This window comes from Sphingobacterium sp. JB170 (assembly GCF_900163865.1).
Classification (GTDB): Bacteria; Bacteroidota; Bacteroidia; order Sphingobacteriales; family Sphingobacteriaceae; genus Sphingobacterium.
In genome coordinates this window covers 36,918-51,647 of sequence record NZ_FUKU01000037.1, presented here as the reverse complement: position 1 = coordinate 51,647, position 14,730 = coordinate 36,918, and the positions used below count along the sequence as shown (strand labels likewise).

Genomic DNA, 14,730 nt, shown 5'->3' with positions numbered 1-14,730 from the left:
GTGACCAGACTCTTCCCGTTAGAAGGAGGGGGGAAATTCTGTCTTTTTTAAAGATTCTAGCGAGCCACCTTGTGTAATTAATCTTAACTTAATATTAGGATTGTATCTTCGTTGCGAGATTGGATTTAAGCATTTTTGTATATATCTTTAATGTAAATCTAAATTATTACCTGCTTGGGGAAACATGGAAAGAATTTCTATCGACGTTATGATGAAGTTTAAAGACGGTGATAAGACCGCTTTTAAAGCTATCTATGTTCGTTACTCACCCAGTATTTATTCGGTTTCCACGCAGTTATTGAAAGATAACGATCTCGCCGAGGAAATGGTGCAAGAATGTTTTATGAAACTTTGGTTGAACCGTTCAGGAGTTCAAGTTGAGCGAGATTTATGGCCATATCTCTATGTTATGTGTAAGCGATTGTGTTTTAATGTGCTGCGTGATAAGGAGATCGTTAAAAAATCGATGGAATATTTTCAGGAAGATCTTGTAAATGATGTGGAACGTCGCGTATACCATAATGATTTACAACATCACCTTCAATTGTGTATCGCGCAGCTCCCGCTGCAGCAGCGGACAGCATGGATCTTAAGCCGTGAGGAAGGATTCACGCATCAGGAAATTGCTGCACGTATGGACATCTCACAAAATACAGTGAAAAACCACATTGTACAAGCGCTAAAATTTCTTCGAGATCGACTTTCAAGTCAGGGATTTATTTCTCTTTTACTTGTTTACATATTTTTCTAGTTTTTTTCATTCTGACTAGTCCTACTATCAGCGTTGTGTGTACTACCTATATATACACGCACCGATAGATTGGATACAGAAAGAATATATCAATTGTTTTTAAAGCGCCTTAGCGGAGACCTAACTATGGATGAGAACAAGGAACTCGAACAAGGTTTACAGGATATAGATCCGAAGGTATTCGCGTCCTGGGTTGACAAAAATATTATTGTAGAAGAAAACGTAGAATTCACAAATCAAGAAGGCGTATTTGATCGAATTTTAAAGAATATTGACCGTTCAGAGTCATCTGTGCATACTTTTATACCGTGGTATAAAAGAACGATATACCGTGTTGCAGCGGCTTGTATTGCGGTTTCTTTTTGTGCTCTTATGTATTACGGGAACCACAACGGTATCTTCGGAATTATGCGTGAGTCGGGAGAATTGGCAAATACAACAAATGAACCAATGGAGCTTCCCGAGGAAAAAGCCCTCGTCACTCTCGCCGATGGAACACAGATGTTGCTCGACGGATCCACGGGCGACACTTTGCGATATAAAGGGCTAGAAATTACGCGGTTAACCGATGGGAGCGTCGTGATGCAGCGCAGATCACCTGAAAAATCCTATTTTAATGAAGCAGATCGACACAAAATAACCGCTCCCAAAGGAGTCGCTGTTCATGTTTATTTACCTGATGGCACAGGGGTATGGCTCAATTCAGGATCAACGATTACTGTATTGGCTTCCTATGGAGAAAATGAGCGGCGTGTGGAGCTGCAAGGGGAAGGATTTTTCGATGTTACCCCTAACAAACAAAAGGCATTTATCGTAAAGGCTAAAAATAGTATTGTTCGGGTTTTAGGTACGCAGTTTAATCTTTCAGCCTACTCTGAGGATATGTCCGTTAAAACTACGCTTATTCATGGATCAGTTGATGTCTCTGCCCAAAATAATAAATTACGACTCACACCCGGTGAGCAGGCCGTAGTCAGTAGAAATGCAGATATAGCCCTAAATAAAGATGTAAATATCAGTGAAATTGTTGACTGGAAAGATGGGTATTTCCGATTTAATGATCAACCGATCGGCGTGATTCTACAGGAGTTGGCTAGATGGTACCCTATTGAAGAAGTGCAGATGGAGCTTACTGCTCCGGACAATTTTACGGGAAGTTTGAAACGATCTAAAAAACTTGGGGACGTATTGGATGCAATCGCGTCAGTTTCCGATTTAAAATTTGTTGTCCACGGGGGGAGGGTGATCGTTATGAAGTAAGCCCGGCGACCAAAATTGATGAAGGAGGTGCTACCAACACCCCCTTCGTTCAATGTATATGGAAACTATCAGTTATTAAATAATACCAAATACCTTTCAAATGTATAAAAATATTGTTGCTTTATCTCCGCATCGGGGACGATTGCATAAGTGCTTTCTTATTATGAAATTGCTCTCTTTATTTCTCCTTGTTTTCTTGGTACATGCTAGCGCGACTACTCGTGCACAAAAGATAAGTCTGTCCGTCTCAAATGCGGAACTTTCCCACGTGTTGACGTTGATCCAAAGACAAACGAACCTAGATTTTCTCTATAGCAACTCACAGCTTGAAAATGTAGGTAAAATAGATCTTCACGTGAAAAATGCCAACCTATCGGATGTGTTAGAGACTTGTCTCTCCCCCAGAGATCTCATATTTTTTATCGAAAATAATACCGTCCTAATTAAAAAGGCAACGACCATTAAAGCCAAACTCTCCAATTTGACTGAACAAAAGCAAAGTCCGTTGAGTGGTACCGTGGTAACCGAGAGTGGAGAACCTTTGGCAGGAGCATCTGTGAAAATAGTGCAAAGTAACATCGCAACAGCGACGGATGAAACAGGGCATTTTGTTCTCGATATTGCCACCGAGCAAGGCGAAATTGTGGTCAGTTCGCTCGGCTATCAGGAGCAAACGGTTCCCTTCCGTAGCGGGACGCCGGTTGACGTGGTGTTAAAGCTGCAGATCAGTGATCTGGAAGAAGTCGTTGTTGTTGGTTACGGCGTACAGAAGCGAGCCAATTTGACGGGCGCCGTGGCGCAAATTGACGCCAAAGATATCGCGTTGCGCCCCGAAGCAAGTATCGCCGGCGCTTTACAGGGATTAATGCCGGGGTTGAACGTGCAAATTAATACCGGTGATCCTACTCAAACTCCCGATATTAATATTAGAGGGTTTAATTCGATTAATGGCGGTAGTCCACTAGTACTAATTGACGGAATTGAGGGGAATATAACCAGGGTTAACCCAAACGATATAGAGAGCGTAACGGTTTTAAAAGATGCAGCTTCCGCGGCTATTTATGGTGCTAGAGGGGCTTTTGGAGTGATTTTGATCACCACGAAAAAAGGTGAAGTGGGTCAAATGAAAGTAGATTACACCAACAATTTTGGCTGGACCACACCCACCACTCGTACCGATTTTGTTTCCGACCCGTACATCTATGGAAAAACGGTAGACGCTGCATTATACGGCTATAACGGGACCAGTTATACGGGTTATGATGACATGGATTGGGAAACGATCAAGTTAGTAGCAAATGGCCAGCTAGAGCCTTTTCATGAACTTCAAGCAGACGGTAGTAATAAGTTTTTTTATAACACCAATTGGTACGATTATCTATTTAAAGAATACCAACCTTCAAACTTTCATAATATCTCTGTCTCGGGAGGTACCGACAAGCTGAAAGGTTATATGTCTGGCCGCGTTTTTAAAAGAGAGACGATTAATAATATTGCAGACGACGGTGATATGGACCGTTATAACATTAAAACAAATTTAACCTTCACGCCAAACCCATGGCTTGAAATCTCTAATAATATTCAATTCATTAACGAATACGATAAGGAGTATGGTGGCTTTCGAAACGGTTACGGTGGGCTCTGGAGCACCACAACCTGGTATAACTTATTTCCGTTTTACCCAAGTCATATCGATGGTGTTCCCACTGATATTGGGGTGAGTGGTAATGGCGGACAGGGAGGTCATGCAGCAATGGAAGCTCGGAATAACTGGATGAAGTTCAATACCGAGGAGTTTACGAATACCTTTCGTGTTAAAGTGAAGCCTTTGGAAGGTCTAGAACTGAACTTAGATTATAGCCACCGTTTTGATAATACAGGAAGAACCTACCGGTATAATGAATTTGAATTCCTTTCGGGCAGCAAGCTTGACTATATCACGACTGGAATTAACCGATTGGGTGAGTGGCGCTGGAAAGACAAATATAAGGCGCTAAATATCTTTGGAACATATCAAAAATCCATACAAGATGATCATAATTTCAAATTACTCCTAGGTTTCAACCAAGAGGAATTCGATAGAGATCGCGTTGCCGCTCAAATGGATGGGTTGTTAATTAGAGAGTTAGCTAATTTGCAATTAGGGACGACCATGTTTAATATTGCGGGAGCTACATTGGATTGGGCTGTACAAGGCTATTTTGGGCGCTTCAATTACGATTATAAAAACAAATATCTCCTTGAAGTGAACGCTCGGTATGATGGTTCTTCTCGTTTCCCAGGGCATAGTCGTTGGGGATTCTTTCCTTCGGTCTCTGCGGGGTGGCAAGTCGACCGTGAATCTTTTTGGGATCCTATAAAGCCGTATATTTCGTCGTTAAAGATTCGCGGCTCGTACGGTCGCCTGGGGAATCAAACGGTTGACGTTAATACGTTTAAACAACTGATGGATGTTGGACAATCCTCATGGCTCGAGAATGGGCAACGCATCTATTATGCCGACGCACCAGCACCGCTGCCTAAGGTGGTGACCTGGGAAAGCACGCAAAGTGTCGACTTGGGCGTAGACATGGGCTTTTTACAAAATAAGCTTTTTGTGAATTTCGATTGGTATAATAAAATTACTGATGGCATGTACCTACCCGGGGAGCCGCTCCCGGCAGTTTTCGGAGCGAACGAACCGCAAGAAAATTTTGCTGCTTTAAAGAATACTGGATTCGAGCTGGGAATTAGCTATCGAAATAGCTTCGATGTGGCTGGTTCGCCGTTGGCATTTAATGTTGCAGCAAATGTGTCCAACTCTAGAGGATATATTACCAAATACGATAATCCAAACGGATTGATGAGCACGTACTGGGAAGGCCAGCGCCTTGGTCAAATCTGGGGATACCATGTTGACGGACAGTTTCAAACCGATCAGGAAGCACTAGATTACCAAAATAGTTTCGAGAATCCTTCCAATTCATTGGGTAAGGTATATAACTATGAGTTGAATGTGGTACAGAATAGCGATTGGAACCGATTAAAAGCGGGTGATATCAAATACATGGATACCGATGGTGATGGAAGGATTGATCAAGGAAATTATACGCTTGAAGACCATGGAGACCTTCGTCCTATCGGAAATGCGATGCCGCAATTTCCTTTCGGATTGAACATGTCTGCATCGTGGAAAGGAATAGACCTGTCTGTTGCCCTCGCGGGGGTTGGCCAACAACATTGGTACCCTACCGGTGACGTGTATTGGGGGCCTTACCAACGTCCTTACCTCTCGTTTATTCGTAAAGACCTCGTCGACAATGCTTGGCTCCCGGACAAACCAGGGAACACCTATCCACAGATTTACCGCGGATATACATCGTTAAATGGCGGACGCTCGCTCTATGAGATGAACGACTATTATCTTGAAAATGTAGCATATCTGCGGGTGAAGAATCTAACGCTCGGTTATACGCTTCCACAAACCATGACAAGGAAAATAAATATTGATCGTCTACGCTTTTACCTGAGCGGAGAGAATGTTTTCACTTGGGCGTTTGGTGGATTGACAAAATATATAGATCCTGAACAAGCTGGATCTGCAGTGAACTATTCGTTGCCAGGATCTGCGGTCAGTCGAGCTGACTTGAGGGACTATCCGATGGGTAAAACGTTTTCTTTTGGAGTGAATATCAGTTTGTAACAAAAAATAAAGAAAAGAAAATGAAGAATTATATAATATATGGACTCGCCTGTATGGCGGTATTCGTCTTCCTTTCGTGCGAAAAAGACTTTTTGGATCGTCCAGCAGAAGATCAGGTAGAAGCGGAGTTCTTTTTCAATACACCGGAAGATCTTGAGGTTGCGACGAATAATTTTTATACCATTTTATCGACAACGGGCGTATATAACGATGATGCATCGTCTGATAATATTGTGCCGTTGATCGCAGGCGACAGAGTGCGTGGAAACCGGATTGTGCCGACTGCTAGTGGTACCGGAGGATGGAACTGGTCGGCACTTAGGAAAATCAACTATTTCTTAGAAAACTACCAAAAAGTTCAAGATGAAGCCGCTAAGGCGAAATATGGAGGTATAGCACGCTTCTTTCGTGCTTATTTTTATTTTGATAAAGTGAAACGATTCGGCGATGTCCCTTGGTATAATAAGGTGCTGAACGCCGGGGACGAAGACTTGTACAAAGCGCGAGATTCGCGTCAACTTGTTATGGACTCGGTTATGGCGGATATTGATTTTGCGATTGCGAATATCCCGGCAGAAAAAAAGTTGAATCGGATTACGAAATACACGGCGCTGATTTTAAAAGCCCGTATTGGCCTGTACGAAGGAACATTCCGGAAATACCATGATATCGATGGTTACGAACCGTTTTTAGCGGCTGCAGTAGCGGCCGCGGATGAACTAATGAAAAGTGGAGCCTACACTTTATTTACAACAGGAGGCGCTGCGGAATCTTACCGTACTCTTTTTGCTAGGGACAACCAGGATGTGACCGAGACTATTTTGGCTGCCGACTTTGAGCGCGGTATAGAAACACATAACCTGGCCTACTTGATGACTTCCCCGACGGCTGGGTCATGGGGTTTAACCAAAGACCTTGTGAATTCTTATCTCATGGCTAATGGAACACGCTTTACTGCGATACCGGGATTCCAGTCCAAAGGCTATTTGGAAGAGATGCAGAATCGTGATCCTCGCCTGGTACAAACAACGGCGGGGCCTGACTTCACTGTCTTAGGACAGAGCAGCTCGGAGCCCGTGTCGTTGAATTTGACTACGACAGGGTACAGGGTGATAAAAGCACTCCCGGCACGTGAGCAGTGGAGCTCCGGCCATTTTGATATTATACTGTTTCGATACGCCGAAGCATTATTGATCTTTGCCGAAGCAAAAGCGGAACTCGGTGACTTGAACCAGGACGATATTAACCGTAGCATAAACCTATTACGCAATCGTGTAGGGATGCCCTCCCTAAATATAGCGGAAGCAAATGCACAGCCTGATTCCTATCAAGAATCTTTATATCCGAATGTTGATCAGGGTCCAAATAAAGGGGTTATTTTGGAAATCCGTCGCGAGCGACGCGTCGAAATGTTTAACGAAGGACTGCGCTGGGATGATTTAATGCGTTGGAAGGAAGGTAAAAAGCTTGAACAACCGATGGTTGGGGTCTATTTTCCTAGTGTAGGTACCTATGATTTTACAGGTGATGGGAAAATGGATGTTTTGGTTTATCGTGGAACAAAACCAGGAGCTCCATCATCGGTCACCTCAACTATTAATATTCAACAACGTAAATTACGTGATCCTGAAACAGGGGATAGTGAAGCTAACAAAGGAAATATTGATCCTTTCCCGCAAGGAGGAATTTTCGATGAATCCAAAGATTACTATTACCCGATTCCGCTGGAAGACCTTCAGCTTAATGGGAATTTGAAACAGAACCCGAATTGGGAATAAACGGGAAGCAATTTTTAAAAACCAAATCGATTAACTCATGACTGTAAAATATATAAGCAGTTTCAAATATATGCTAGTACTTCTGTGTGCTAGCGTAATGATGCTGTTGAGCTGTTCTAAAGACAGTAAAGATCTTGAAGATGTATTAATGGTGGGAACTGATTATATGGAAGTTTCCAATAAGGATGCGGATTATTCTTTTGATTTGTTGACCAATGTGACATACGCGGTGTCTGCGGATGTTGATTGGATTCAATTCCAACAGTCGCAAGGAGAAAAAGGGAAACAAAAAGTGTCCTTTAAAGTTTCTAAAAATGAATTTGAGGAGCGTACGGGGGTTATCCAAGTGTATATTAATGAGGAACTAAACCGGGAAATATTGGTTGTGCAAGAAGCCGGTACAATCAGCGTGTTTTTTGTGAAACCCGGAGGAGAGGGGGACGGCCGTTCGTGGGAAGCCGCTACGACTTTGGATAACGCACTTGCCCAAGCAACTAGTGGTAGTGTGATCCACTTAACCCAGGGAACTTATACGCCCAGTAAAACTATTTCCGGAGGTGATGCCGCTGAGGACGGCGATCGTACGATTGAAATCGATAAAAATATAAAACTAATCGGGGGATATCCTACGGATGCTGAAGAAGGTAGTGTCCCGGATGCACGATCTTATCAAACAGTATTCTCCGGGAAGTTGCCCTCGGGTGCAGCATCATTTCACGTAGTTGCGATTACCGCGCCGCTGGCTGATCAGGAACAAGTGGAGCTTCAGGGGATTACGATTCGCGATGGTAATGGTTCGGACCGAAACACGACAATAAAAGTAGCTGGAAAGGAAATTAGCCGAGGTAAAGGTGCAGGAATCGTCATTAGCGGAGCGCGTGCGATTCTTCGTGAAGTTAACGTCGTTGAAAATAAGACGTCCAATGTGCGCGGAGTATCGGGGTATGCTGCAGGAATTTATGCATTGTCCGCAAGCGAACTTTATATTTATGACTCACATGTTGATCGCAATAGGAGCGACGCAAATGGCGGTGGTCTTTGGGTCGACGAATCAAAAGCGTATATTTTTAATTCGACGTTCGATAATAACTATGCAAGAGGCACTGCGGCGGGTGTGCACGCATTCCCAAACTCCTTGCTCTACATGTATAATTCTTCAGTAAGTAGTAACAGTGGGACGTCCTATGGAGCGGCGGTTTATGCCCGAGGGAAATCCAAAACCTATTTAGTTAACTGCTTAATAAATGGAAATAAAAGCACTTCTCCAAATGGGGGTGGGGGGGTAATGCTCTACGATAATTGTGAGGCCCATATTATTAGTTCAACGATAACCCAGAATCATATTTCCGGCCCCGGAGGTGGCATTTACCGGCGGCAGAATACGAATAAACTAACGGTAATCAATTCCATCATCTCAGGGAATGAGCAGGCATCGGGAAGTTCCGATGTTGACGTATACGAAACAGATGCGACAGCTCCAATCTATAAGGCCAGTATTATCGGCGCGCGTACATACGATGTTTCTAATGCTATCATTTCCGGAGCAACCTTTAATCCTGATAATATGCTTAATTCTTCATTTTTACCGATCGGAAGTGATAACCCAGCGCTAAGTCACGGGATGAATGCGTCGAGTTTAAAGGAGGTGGCACAACAATATGACCCTGAGTTAAGCGAGGATGTTGAAGGTGATTACAAAGGAAGCTCTCGGAACGGAAAAACAATAATTGGTGCAATAGTGGAATAATAGACAATCAAAACTAAATTGAAATGAAGAGAATTATATATGTAGCGCTCTGCTTCCTAATGGTATTAGGCGCTTGTGAAGATTATGAATTGCAAGGGCAGCAGCTCCCTCACGTTATCGAGAATACTGATGATACACAGTCGCTGGCAGATTTGCTGCAAAAAACGGAATGGGAGACCCAAACAGTGTCGTCGGGGATGATTTGGAAGAAATATCAATTTGATAAAATATTCGATTCCCGGCAATACGTTAATATGTTCGATGTGGATTTGAACCAATCGGATATTAAGATTGATATTCCACACGTTAGCTCGGGGTTTTTAAAAACGAGTGAGGCAGCAGAAAAGGGAAATGCGACTCTGGCGTTCAACGGTAGTTATTTTGACACCTCTGTCGGTGGCTCTACTGTATTCTTTAAGCACGCTGGGAAAGTTATAACACAAACTAAAGTAGGATTCACCAGCTACCGGGAAAATTCTGCTTTAGCGATTTCGGCGAGCGGCAAAGTGTCTATCGAAAAAAGGCCGGCGGCCGGATGGACCGCTTTAGATGCAAGCTATGTGCTGGCCGGTGGGCCATTATTGATATTTAATGGAGAGATCATTGAGCAAATGGACCAAGCTTTCAATACCAACAGGCATCCAAGAACGGTCGTAGGCCTGACAGATGAAAATCATTTAATTGTGTTGGCGATTGATGGCCGCTCATCCCAGTCGCAAGGCTTAACCACTCCGCAACTAGCCGAACTCATGAAAGCTTTGGGGTGCCGCTTCGCAATGAACATGGATGGCGGGGGATCGACGACCGCGTGGGTTAAAGGGATGGGAATCGTTAATCACCCCTCGGACAATAAGTTGTTTGATCATGATGGTGAGCGCGGCGTTGCAACCGTTTTTACGATCAAATAGGTGATTTTTGGAACATCGTTTATGCAGTCTAAAAGATGATTTAGGCGACATATTTATATAAATAAGCAATTTTTTTCGCACGCGAAGGGCACGATCGGAAATTTAAGTCACGACGGGTAACAATTCCCGCACACCAATATCTTGGCGCGCGGGAATTGTTTGTTAAAAATAACTTATATTTGTGTAAAAACAATAACATGACTTTTACAGCAATTGATTTTGAACTAGCCACGGCAGCTTATACGAGTGTATGTGCTGTGGGAATTGTAAAAGTGGAAGATGATGTAATTATTAAGCAGTTTCATAGTTTAGTGCGGCCACCGAAAAATGAGTATATGTGGCAAACAACCCGTGTACATGGGCTAAAGCCGAAGGATACTTTTTCCGCCCCTACCTTTCTTGAATTGTTTCCCGAAATTCAGGGTTATTTAACCGGAGCTAAAATGGTCGCTCATAATGAGAAGTTTGACCGCGAAGTGCTGATGAAAACGATGAACTTATTCGGATTGGATTATAAGGAGCTAAATCTTCCTCCAATTTGGGAGTGTACGAGTAAAATTTATCGTGCAAAAGGATTTAAGAAAACAAAACTGAGTATTTGTTGTAATATAATGGGGATCGAGTTAAATCATCATGATCCATTATCCGACGCTAAAGCGAGCGCACAATTGTTTATGAATCAAGATAAAGTGACAAAAGATTTAGTTGAAAGGCATTTCCCAATTGAGGGACAAGTGGCGAGCTAGTTTTATGGGAAAAATTATAAATGTAATATTATCTGGAGGAGTAGGTTCCAGATTGTGGCCTTTGTCAAGAAAGTCAAAGCCTAAGCAATATTTACCAATGTTCAATAACAAATCCCTATTTGGATTGACCATTGAACGCAATCAGCGCGTTTGCGACGATGTTGTGTTAGTTGGCTCGGTGAAAAACATTGACCTTGCAAAAGAAGAATTGAAACATGTTAATCACGAAATCATCGTAGAAAGTGTTCCAAGAAATACGGCCGCAGCGATTGCATTTGCAGCTCTTTCTGTTGATCCGGAAGACATTTTGATCGTTACCCCATCAGATCATTTAATTGAAGGAGAAGAGCAGTATTTACAGGCCATAAAAAGAGGAGTGGAATTTGCTAAAGAAGGAAATTTAGTGACTTTTGGAATTAATCCAATTCGGCCGGAAACAGGTTATGGTTATATCGAATCGATCGGCAATGATGTAGTATCTTTCCGTGAAAAGCCAAATTTTGAAACAGCTAAGGACTTTCTAAAAAGCGGAAACTTTTTATGGAACTCGGGGATTTTTTGCTTTAAGTCATCGGCGTACTTAAGTGAGTTAGAGCGATTCGATCCAAAACTCTTTCTGGCAGCAAAAGCAGCTTTTGAGTCATCTGCTTCCGGCATTTTAGATGAAGAGCTGTCGGTGAAGATCCCTTCTAAAAGTGTAGATTACGCGATTATGGAGCGAAGCGATAAAATAAAAGTTGTTCCTTCGTTTTTTCAATGGTCCGATATGGGATCGTTTGATTCTTTATACGACTATTTAGTGGACAAGGGGCACCCCAAGGACGAAAATGGGAATATTGCAATAGGAGAAAGTAAAAGAACAATTTTTTTAGGACTTTCAGATTGTGTTTTTGTTAATACAGATGATGCAGTTTTAATAATGAACAAGTCTTATGCTCAAGAAGTTAAGAATGTTTATGAACAGCTTGAAAAGGAGGGTTCTATATTAATTTGAGGATAAGTAGCGTTTTGTTTACAATTTTCGTTTGATTTTATAGGTAAATCGAAGTAATATTGCAATTCAATTCACACCGAATTAACTTAGATTAAAAAAAATGTCATTTTGGAGTAAATTATTTAAGAGGGAAAAACAAGATACGTCTACCGGGGGTAAGCTTACTTGGGTTGGATATGATATGCACAATCACATCCTTCCTGGGATCGACGATGGAAGTAAAAGTATTGAGGACTCTCTAAAACTTGTTCGTGGCCTACAGGAATTAGGTATAAATAAGTGTGTTGCAACGCCCCACGTTATGCACGGAGTGCATAATAATACACCTAAAACTATTCGCGAAGCGTATTTGAAACTCAAAGCTGCGTTAGAGGCTCAGAATATAAAATTCGACCTGCATTATTCGGCCGAATATATGGTTGACGATCATTTGGACATATTGGTTCAAAATGACGACTTGTGTCCGTTGCCCAATCGACATATGCTCATTGAGATGTCCTATTTAGCCGAATCCAAGGCGTTATTTCAGATTATTAAAGATGTGCAAGAGAAGGGATATCAACCGATACTAGCGCACCCAGAACGTTATAACTATTATCATCAGAATTTTAAAGTATATAAAGAAATCAAAGATGCAGGCTGTATGCTTCAATTAAATCTTTTATCGATTTCAAGGTATTATGGCGAGCATGTTAAATCAGCGGCATTAACGTTAGTGAAGTCCGGAATGTATGATTTAGTGGGTACCGATATGCACCACGAAAAACATTTAAATGCCTTAAAACAGGTTACAGCAAAATACGATATTTTGGGGTTATTGAAAGATAACCCTATAAAAAATGCCACTATCTTCGATGATAGCCAGAAACTGGCCATATAAACTGTCTGAAGCAATCTGATAATTTTGAATGGATATCGTGTAAAGAGTTCATTCAAAATTAGTTGGATCCGCGATCTTTGTGTGCTTTCCCATATTTTTTTGATATTAATTTTAGGTCAAGTTATCATAAATTGATACTATTCTCTCTGATGAGTCGTTAATAGTGTTGGTAGCAGCCCTGCCGTTTTGAAATTATAGCTGTTCCAAAATTATTATGACAACATTATCTTTATATTTAATCGCTATTTGTAGTATACTAGTCGTTCTTGGCCTTTGGTATTTATTCGGCAGCGTCATACCTAGCATTCGATTTAAGAAATATTTTTCGCTAAATCCGTCTTTGCAATGGGGTCAGTCCGAGCATAAGCAAGACCACCTACTTCGGGGCTCGTTATTGTTAGAGATGCTTGAAAGCAAGCGGGATGCCAAAGGTGTGCTTATCACTAGTGTGCGGTTTTCTGTCAAAGAATTCCATATCCGTAATTTCGATAAGTTGTACTTGGATGCGCAAGGTTCGTTAGGACAAAAGCTTTCGGTGGCCCTTTATATAGGTCGTAAACATTTGCATCTGTTGCAGAATAAACGTGTACGTCTTGATCTTAAAGGCTACGTGGTGCTTAAAGATAATCAACGTGCTCGTGTTAAAGCCACCTTTATGTTAGATGTGCAAACTATCAACCTTCCTCAAACCTCTTTTGCTGCAGACTTAGGATTGCGCGTTGACTGATACAGGCCAGAAAATAGGAAGCGTTTTCTTTAGCGCAGGGCGTATATCAAAGATAACCTTTAACTTCATAGAGAGAAAAATATGACAACAAAAAATATTGCACTTGTTAATGGGGTGATTTTTAACGGGCAATCCCTTGTGAACAATCAAGCTCTATTGCTCGCGGATGAAAAAGTTTGTGGAATAGTTGCCCTTTCAGATATTCCTGCGGGATACGTTAAGCAAGATGTGGAAGGAGCTTATATTAGTCCCGGATTAATTGATCTCCAGATATACGGTACGGGCGATGATTTATTCTCCGCGGATATTCACCGATCTGCTATTGGACGCATTGAACAGAATTTACTTGCGCAGGGCTGTACCTCGTTTATGCTAACACTGGCGACAAATACCCTGGAAGTGTTCGAGCAGGCAGTTCAGGTGTTCGCAAACGCTAACCCCAAGGTGGCCTTAGGGCTGCATCTTGAAGGACCGTTTTTAAATATACACAAGCGTGGGGCACACCCTGGGGAACTCATCGTAGAAGGCACCATAGATCGCATCAAAAGACTGCTCAGGGGGGGGGGTGAGGTGGTAAAAATGATGACCGTCGCACCCGAATTAATGCACATTGAAAGTATTCGTTATTTGCTGGAACATGATGTTGTGCTGAGTGCGGGGCATAGCGCTGCCTCTTTTAAGCAAGCGATGCTTGGGTTCGATCGGGGAATCACAACCTCGACACACCTTTGGAATGCGATGTCTCCATTTCATCACCGCGACACCGGGCTTCCCGGGGCTATTTTCTCGCATCCATCGGCTCGCGCTTCAATCATTGTCGACGGCATTCATGTCGATTATACGGCAGTCCGCTTGAGTAAGAAACTTTTGGGCGATAGATTATTTTTGATTAGCGATGCGGTTGCTAGGTGTGATAAAGGTATCTATCAGCACGTATTCAAAGACGATCATTATGTGTTGCCTGACGGTACCCTTAGTGGGTCGGCACTCTCACTTCTCCAGGCGGTCGCAAATTGTGTTAATCACGCAGGTATTTCCCTTGACGAGGCCTTACGAATGGCAACTGTCTATCCAGCGGATGTGATTGGTAGGACTGATATAGGTAATTTTAATTCCGGCTCGTGGGCAAATGTTGTTGTATTTGATCACGATTTTCGTATTAACTCCGTTTATTTCCAAGGTGAGCGGGTGGTGTAATTTACGCATAGAGCACGATTATTTGTCGCAGTGTTTGTGGATGTATATCTAAAAAGTGTA

General features: G+C 42.4%; 11 protein-coding genes. All 11 read left to right on the top strand.

Going from position 1 to position 14,730, the window contains the following annotated elements:
- Positions 1-184 precede the first annotated feature (184 nt).
- The 11 genes from FM107_RS11190 to nagA all read left to right on the top strand — a co-directional run bounded on the left by FM107_RS11190 (position 185) and on the right by nagA (position 14,670).
- Positions 185-751 (top strand): RNA polymerase sigma factor, encoded by a 567-nt coding sequence (locus FM107_RS11190; protein WP_086948602.1) that lies wholly within the window; start codon positions 185-187, stop codon positions 749-751.
- A 126-nt stretch (positions 752-877) separates the two neighbouring features.
- Positions 878-2,011: a FecR family protein gene (locus FM107_RS11185; RefSeq protein WP_086948601.1), complete on the top strand. Its 1,134-nt coding sequence runs from the start codon at positions 878-880 to the stop codon at positions 2,009-2,011.
- Between the two features lie 100 nt (positions 2,012-2,111).
- The gene (locus tag FM107_RS11180) at positions 2,112-5,693 is read left to right on the top strand and encodes a TonB-dependent receptor (RefSeq protein ID WP_256959474.1); all 3,582 of its coding nucleotides are present in this window, start codon (positions 2,112-2,114) and stop codon (positions 5,691-5,693) included.
- 20 nt (positions 5,694-5,713) lie between these two features.
- Complete coding sequence (locus FM107_RS11175) at positions 5,714-7,471, top strand: RagB/SusD family nutrient uptake outer membrane protein (RefSeq protein WP_086948599.1); 1,758 nt, start codon at positions 5,714-5,716, stop codon at positions 7,469-7,471.
- Positions 7,472-7,508: 37 nt separating this feature from the next.
- The gene (locus tag FM107_RS11170) at positions 7,509-9,218 is read left to right on the top strand and encodes a BACON domain-containing protein (protein ID WP_086948598.1); all 1,710 of its coding nucleotides are present in this window, start codon (positions 7,509-7,511) and stop codon (positions 9,216-9,218) included.
- Between the two features lie 23 nt (positions 9,219-9,241).
- Positions 9,242-10,126 carry a phosphodiester glycosidase family protein gene (locus FM107_RS11165; RefSeq protein ID WP_086948597.1) on the top strand — a complete coding sequence of 295 codons (885 nt, stop codon included), beginning with the start codon at positions 9,242-9,244 and terminating at the stop codon, positions 10,124-10,126.
- Between the two features lie 197 nt (positions 10,127-10,323).
- Positions 10,324-10,872 (top strand): 3'-5' exonuclease, encoded by a 549-nt coding sequence (locus FM107_RS11160; RefSeq protein ID WP_086948596.1) that lies wholly within the window; start codon positions 10,324-10,326, stop codon positions 10,870-10,872.
- 4 nt (positions 10,873-10,876) lie between these two features.
- Positions 10,877-11,866, top strand: a complete 990-nt coding sequence (locus FM107_RS11155; RefSeq protein ID WP_086948595.1) for a mannose-1-phosphate guanylyltransferase — start codon at positions 10,877-10,879, stop codon at positions 11,864-11,866.
- Positions 11,867-11,966: 100 nt separating this feature from the next.
- On the top strand, positions 11,967-12,746 hold the full coding sequence (locus FM107_RS11150) for a tyrosine-protein phosphatase (RefSeq protein ID WP_086948594.1): 780 nt from the start codon (positions 11,967-11,969) through the stop codon (positions 12,744-12,746).
- A gap of 214 nt (positions 12,747-12,960) precedes the next feature.
- On the top strand, positions 12,961-13,473 hold the full coding sequence (locus FM107_RS11145) for a hypothetical protein (RefSeq protein WP_086948593.1): 513 nt from the start codon (positions 12,961-12,963) through the stop codon (positions 13,471-13,473).
- Positions 13,474-13,554: 81 nt separating this feature from the next.
- On the top strand, positions 13,555-14,670 hold the full coding sequence (nagA, locus tag FM107_RS11140; RefSeq protein WP_086948592.1) for an N-acetylglucosamine-6-phosphate deacetylase: 1,116 nt from the start codon (positions 13,555-13,557) through the stop codon (positions 14,668-14,670).
- Positions 14,671-14,730: the final 60 nt, after the last annotated feature.

Bases quoted from the DNA above. Each gene is read 5' to 3' on its own strand.
- FM107_RS11190 (WP_086948602.1), top strand. From the start codon at position 185: ATGGAAAGAATTTCTATCGACGTTATGATGAAGTTTAAAGACGGTGAT.
- FM107_RS11185 (WP_086948601.1), top strand. From the start codon at position 878: ATGGATGAGAACAAGGAACTCGAACAAGGTTTACAGGATATAGATCCG.
- FM107_RS11180 (WP_256959474.1), top strand. From the start codon at position 2,112: ATGTATAAAAATATTGTTGCTTTATCTCCGCATCGGGGACGATTGCAT.
- FM107_RS11175 (WP_086948599.1), top strand. From the start codon at position 5,714: ATGAAGAATTATATAATATATGGACTCGCCTGTATGGCGGTATTCGTC.
- FM107_RS11170 (WP_086948598.1), top strand. From the start codon at position 7,509: ATGACTGTAAAATATATAAGCAGTTTCAAATATATGCTAGTACTTCTG.
- FM107_RS11165 (WP_086948597.1), top strand. From the start codon at position 9,242: ATGAAGAGAATTATATATGTAGCGCTCTGCTTCCTAATGGTATTAGGC.
- FM107_RS11160 (WP_086948596.1), top strand. From the start codon at position 10,324: ATGACTTTTACAGCAATTGATTTTGAACTAGCCACGGCAGCTTATACG.
- FM107_RS11155 (WP_086948595.1), top strand. From the start codon at position 10,877: ATGGGAAAAATTATAAATGTAATATTATCTGGAGGAGTAGGTTCCAGA.
- FM107_RS11150 (WP_086948594.1), top strand. From the start codon at position 11,967: ATGTCATTTTGGAGTAAATTATTTAAGAGGGAAAAACAAGATACGTCT.
- FM107_RS11145 (WP_086948593.1), top strand. From the start codon at position 12,961: ATGACAACATTATCTTTATATTTAATCGCTATTTGTAGTATACTAGTC.
- nagA (WP_086948592.1), top strand. From the start codon at position 13,555: ATGACAACAAAAAATATTGCACTTGTTAATGGGGTGATTTTTAACGGG.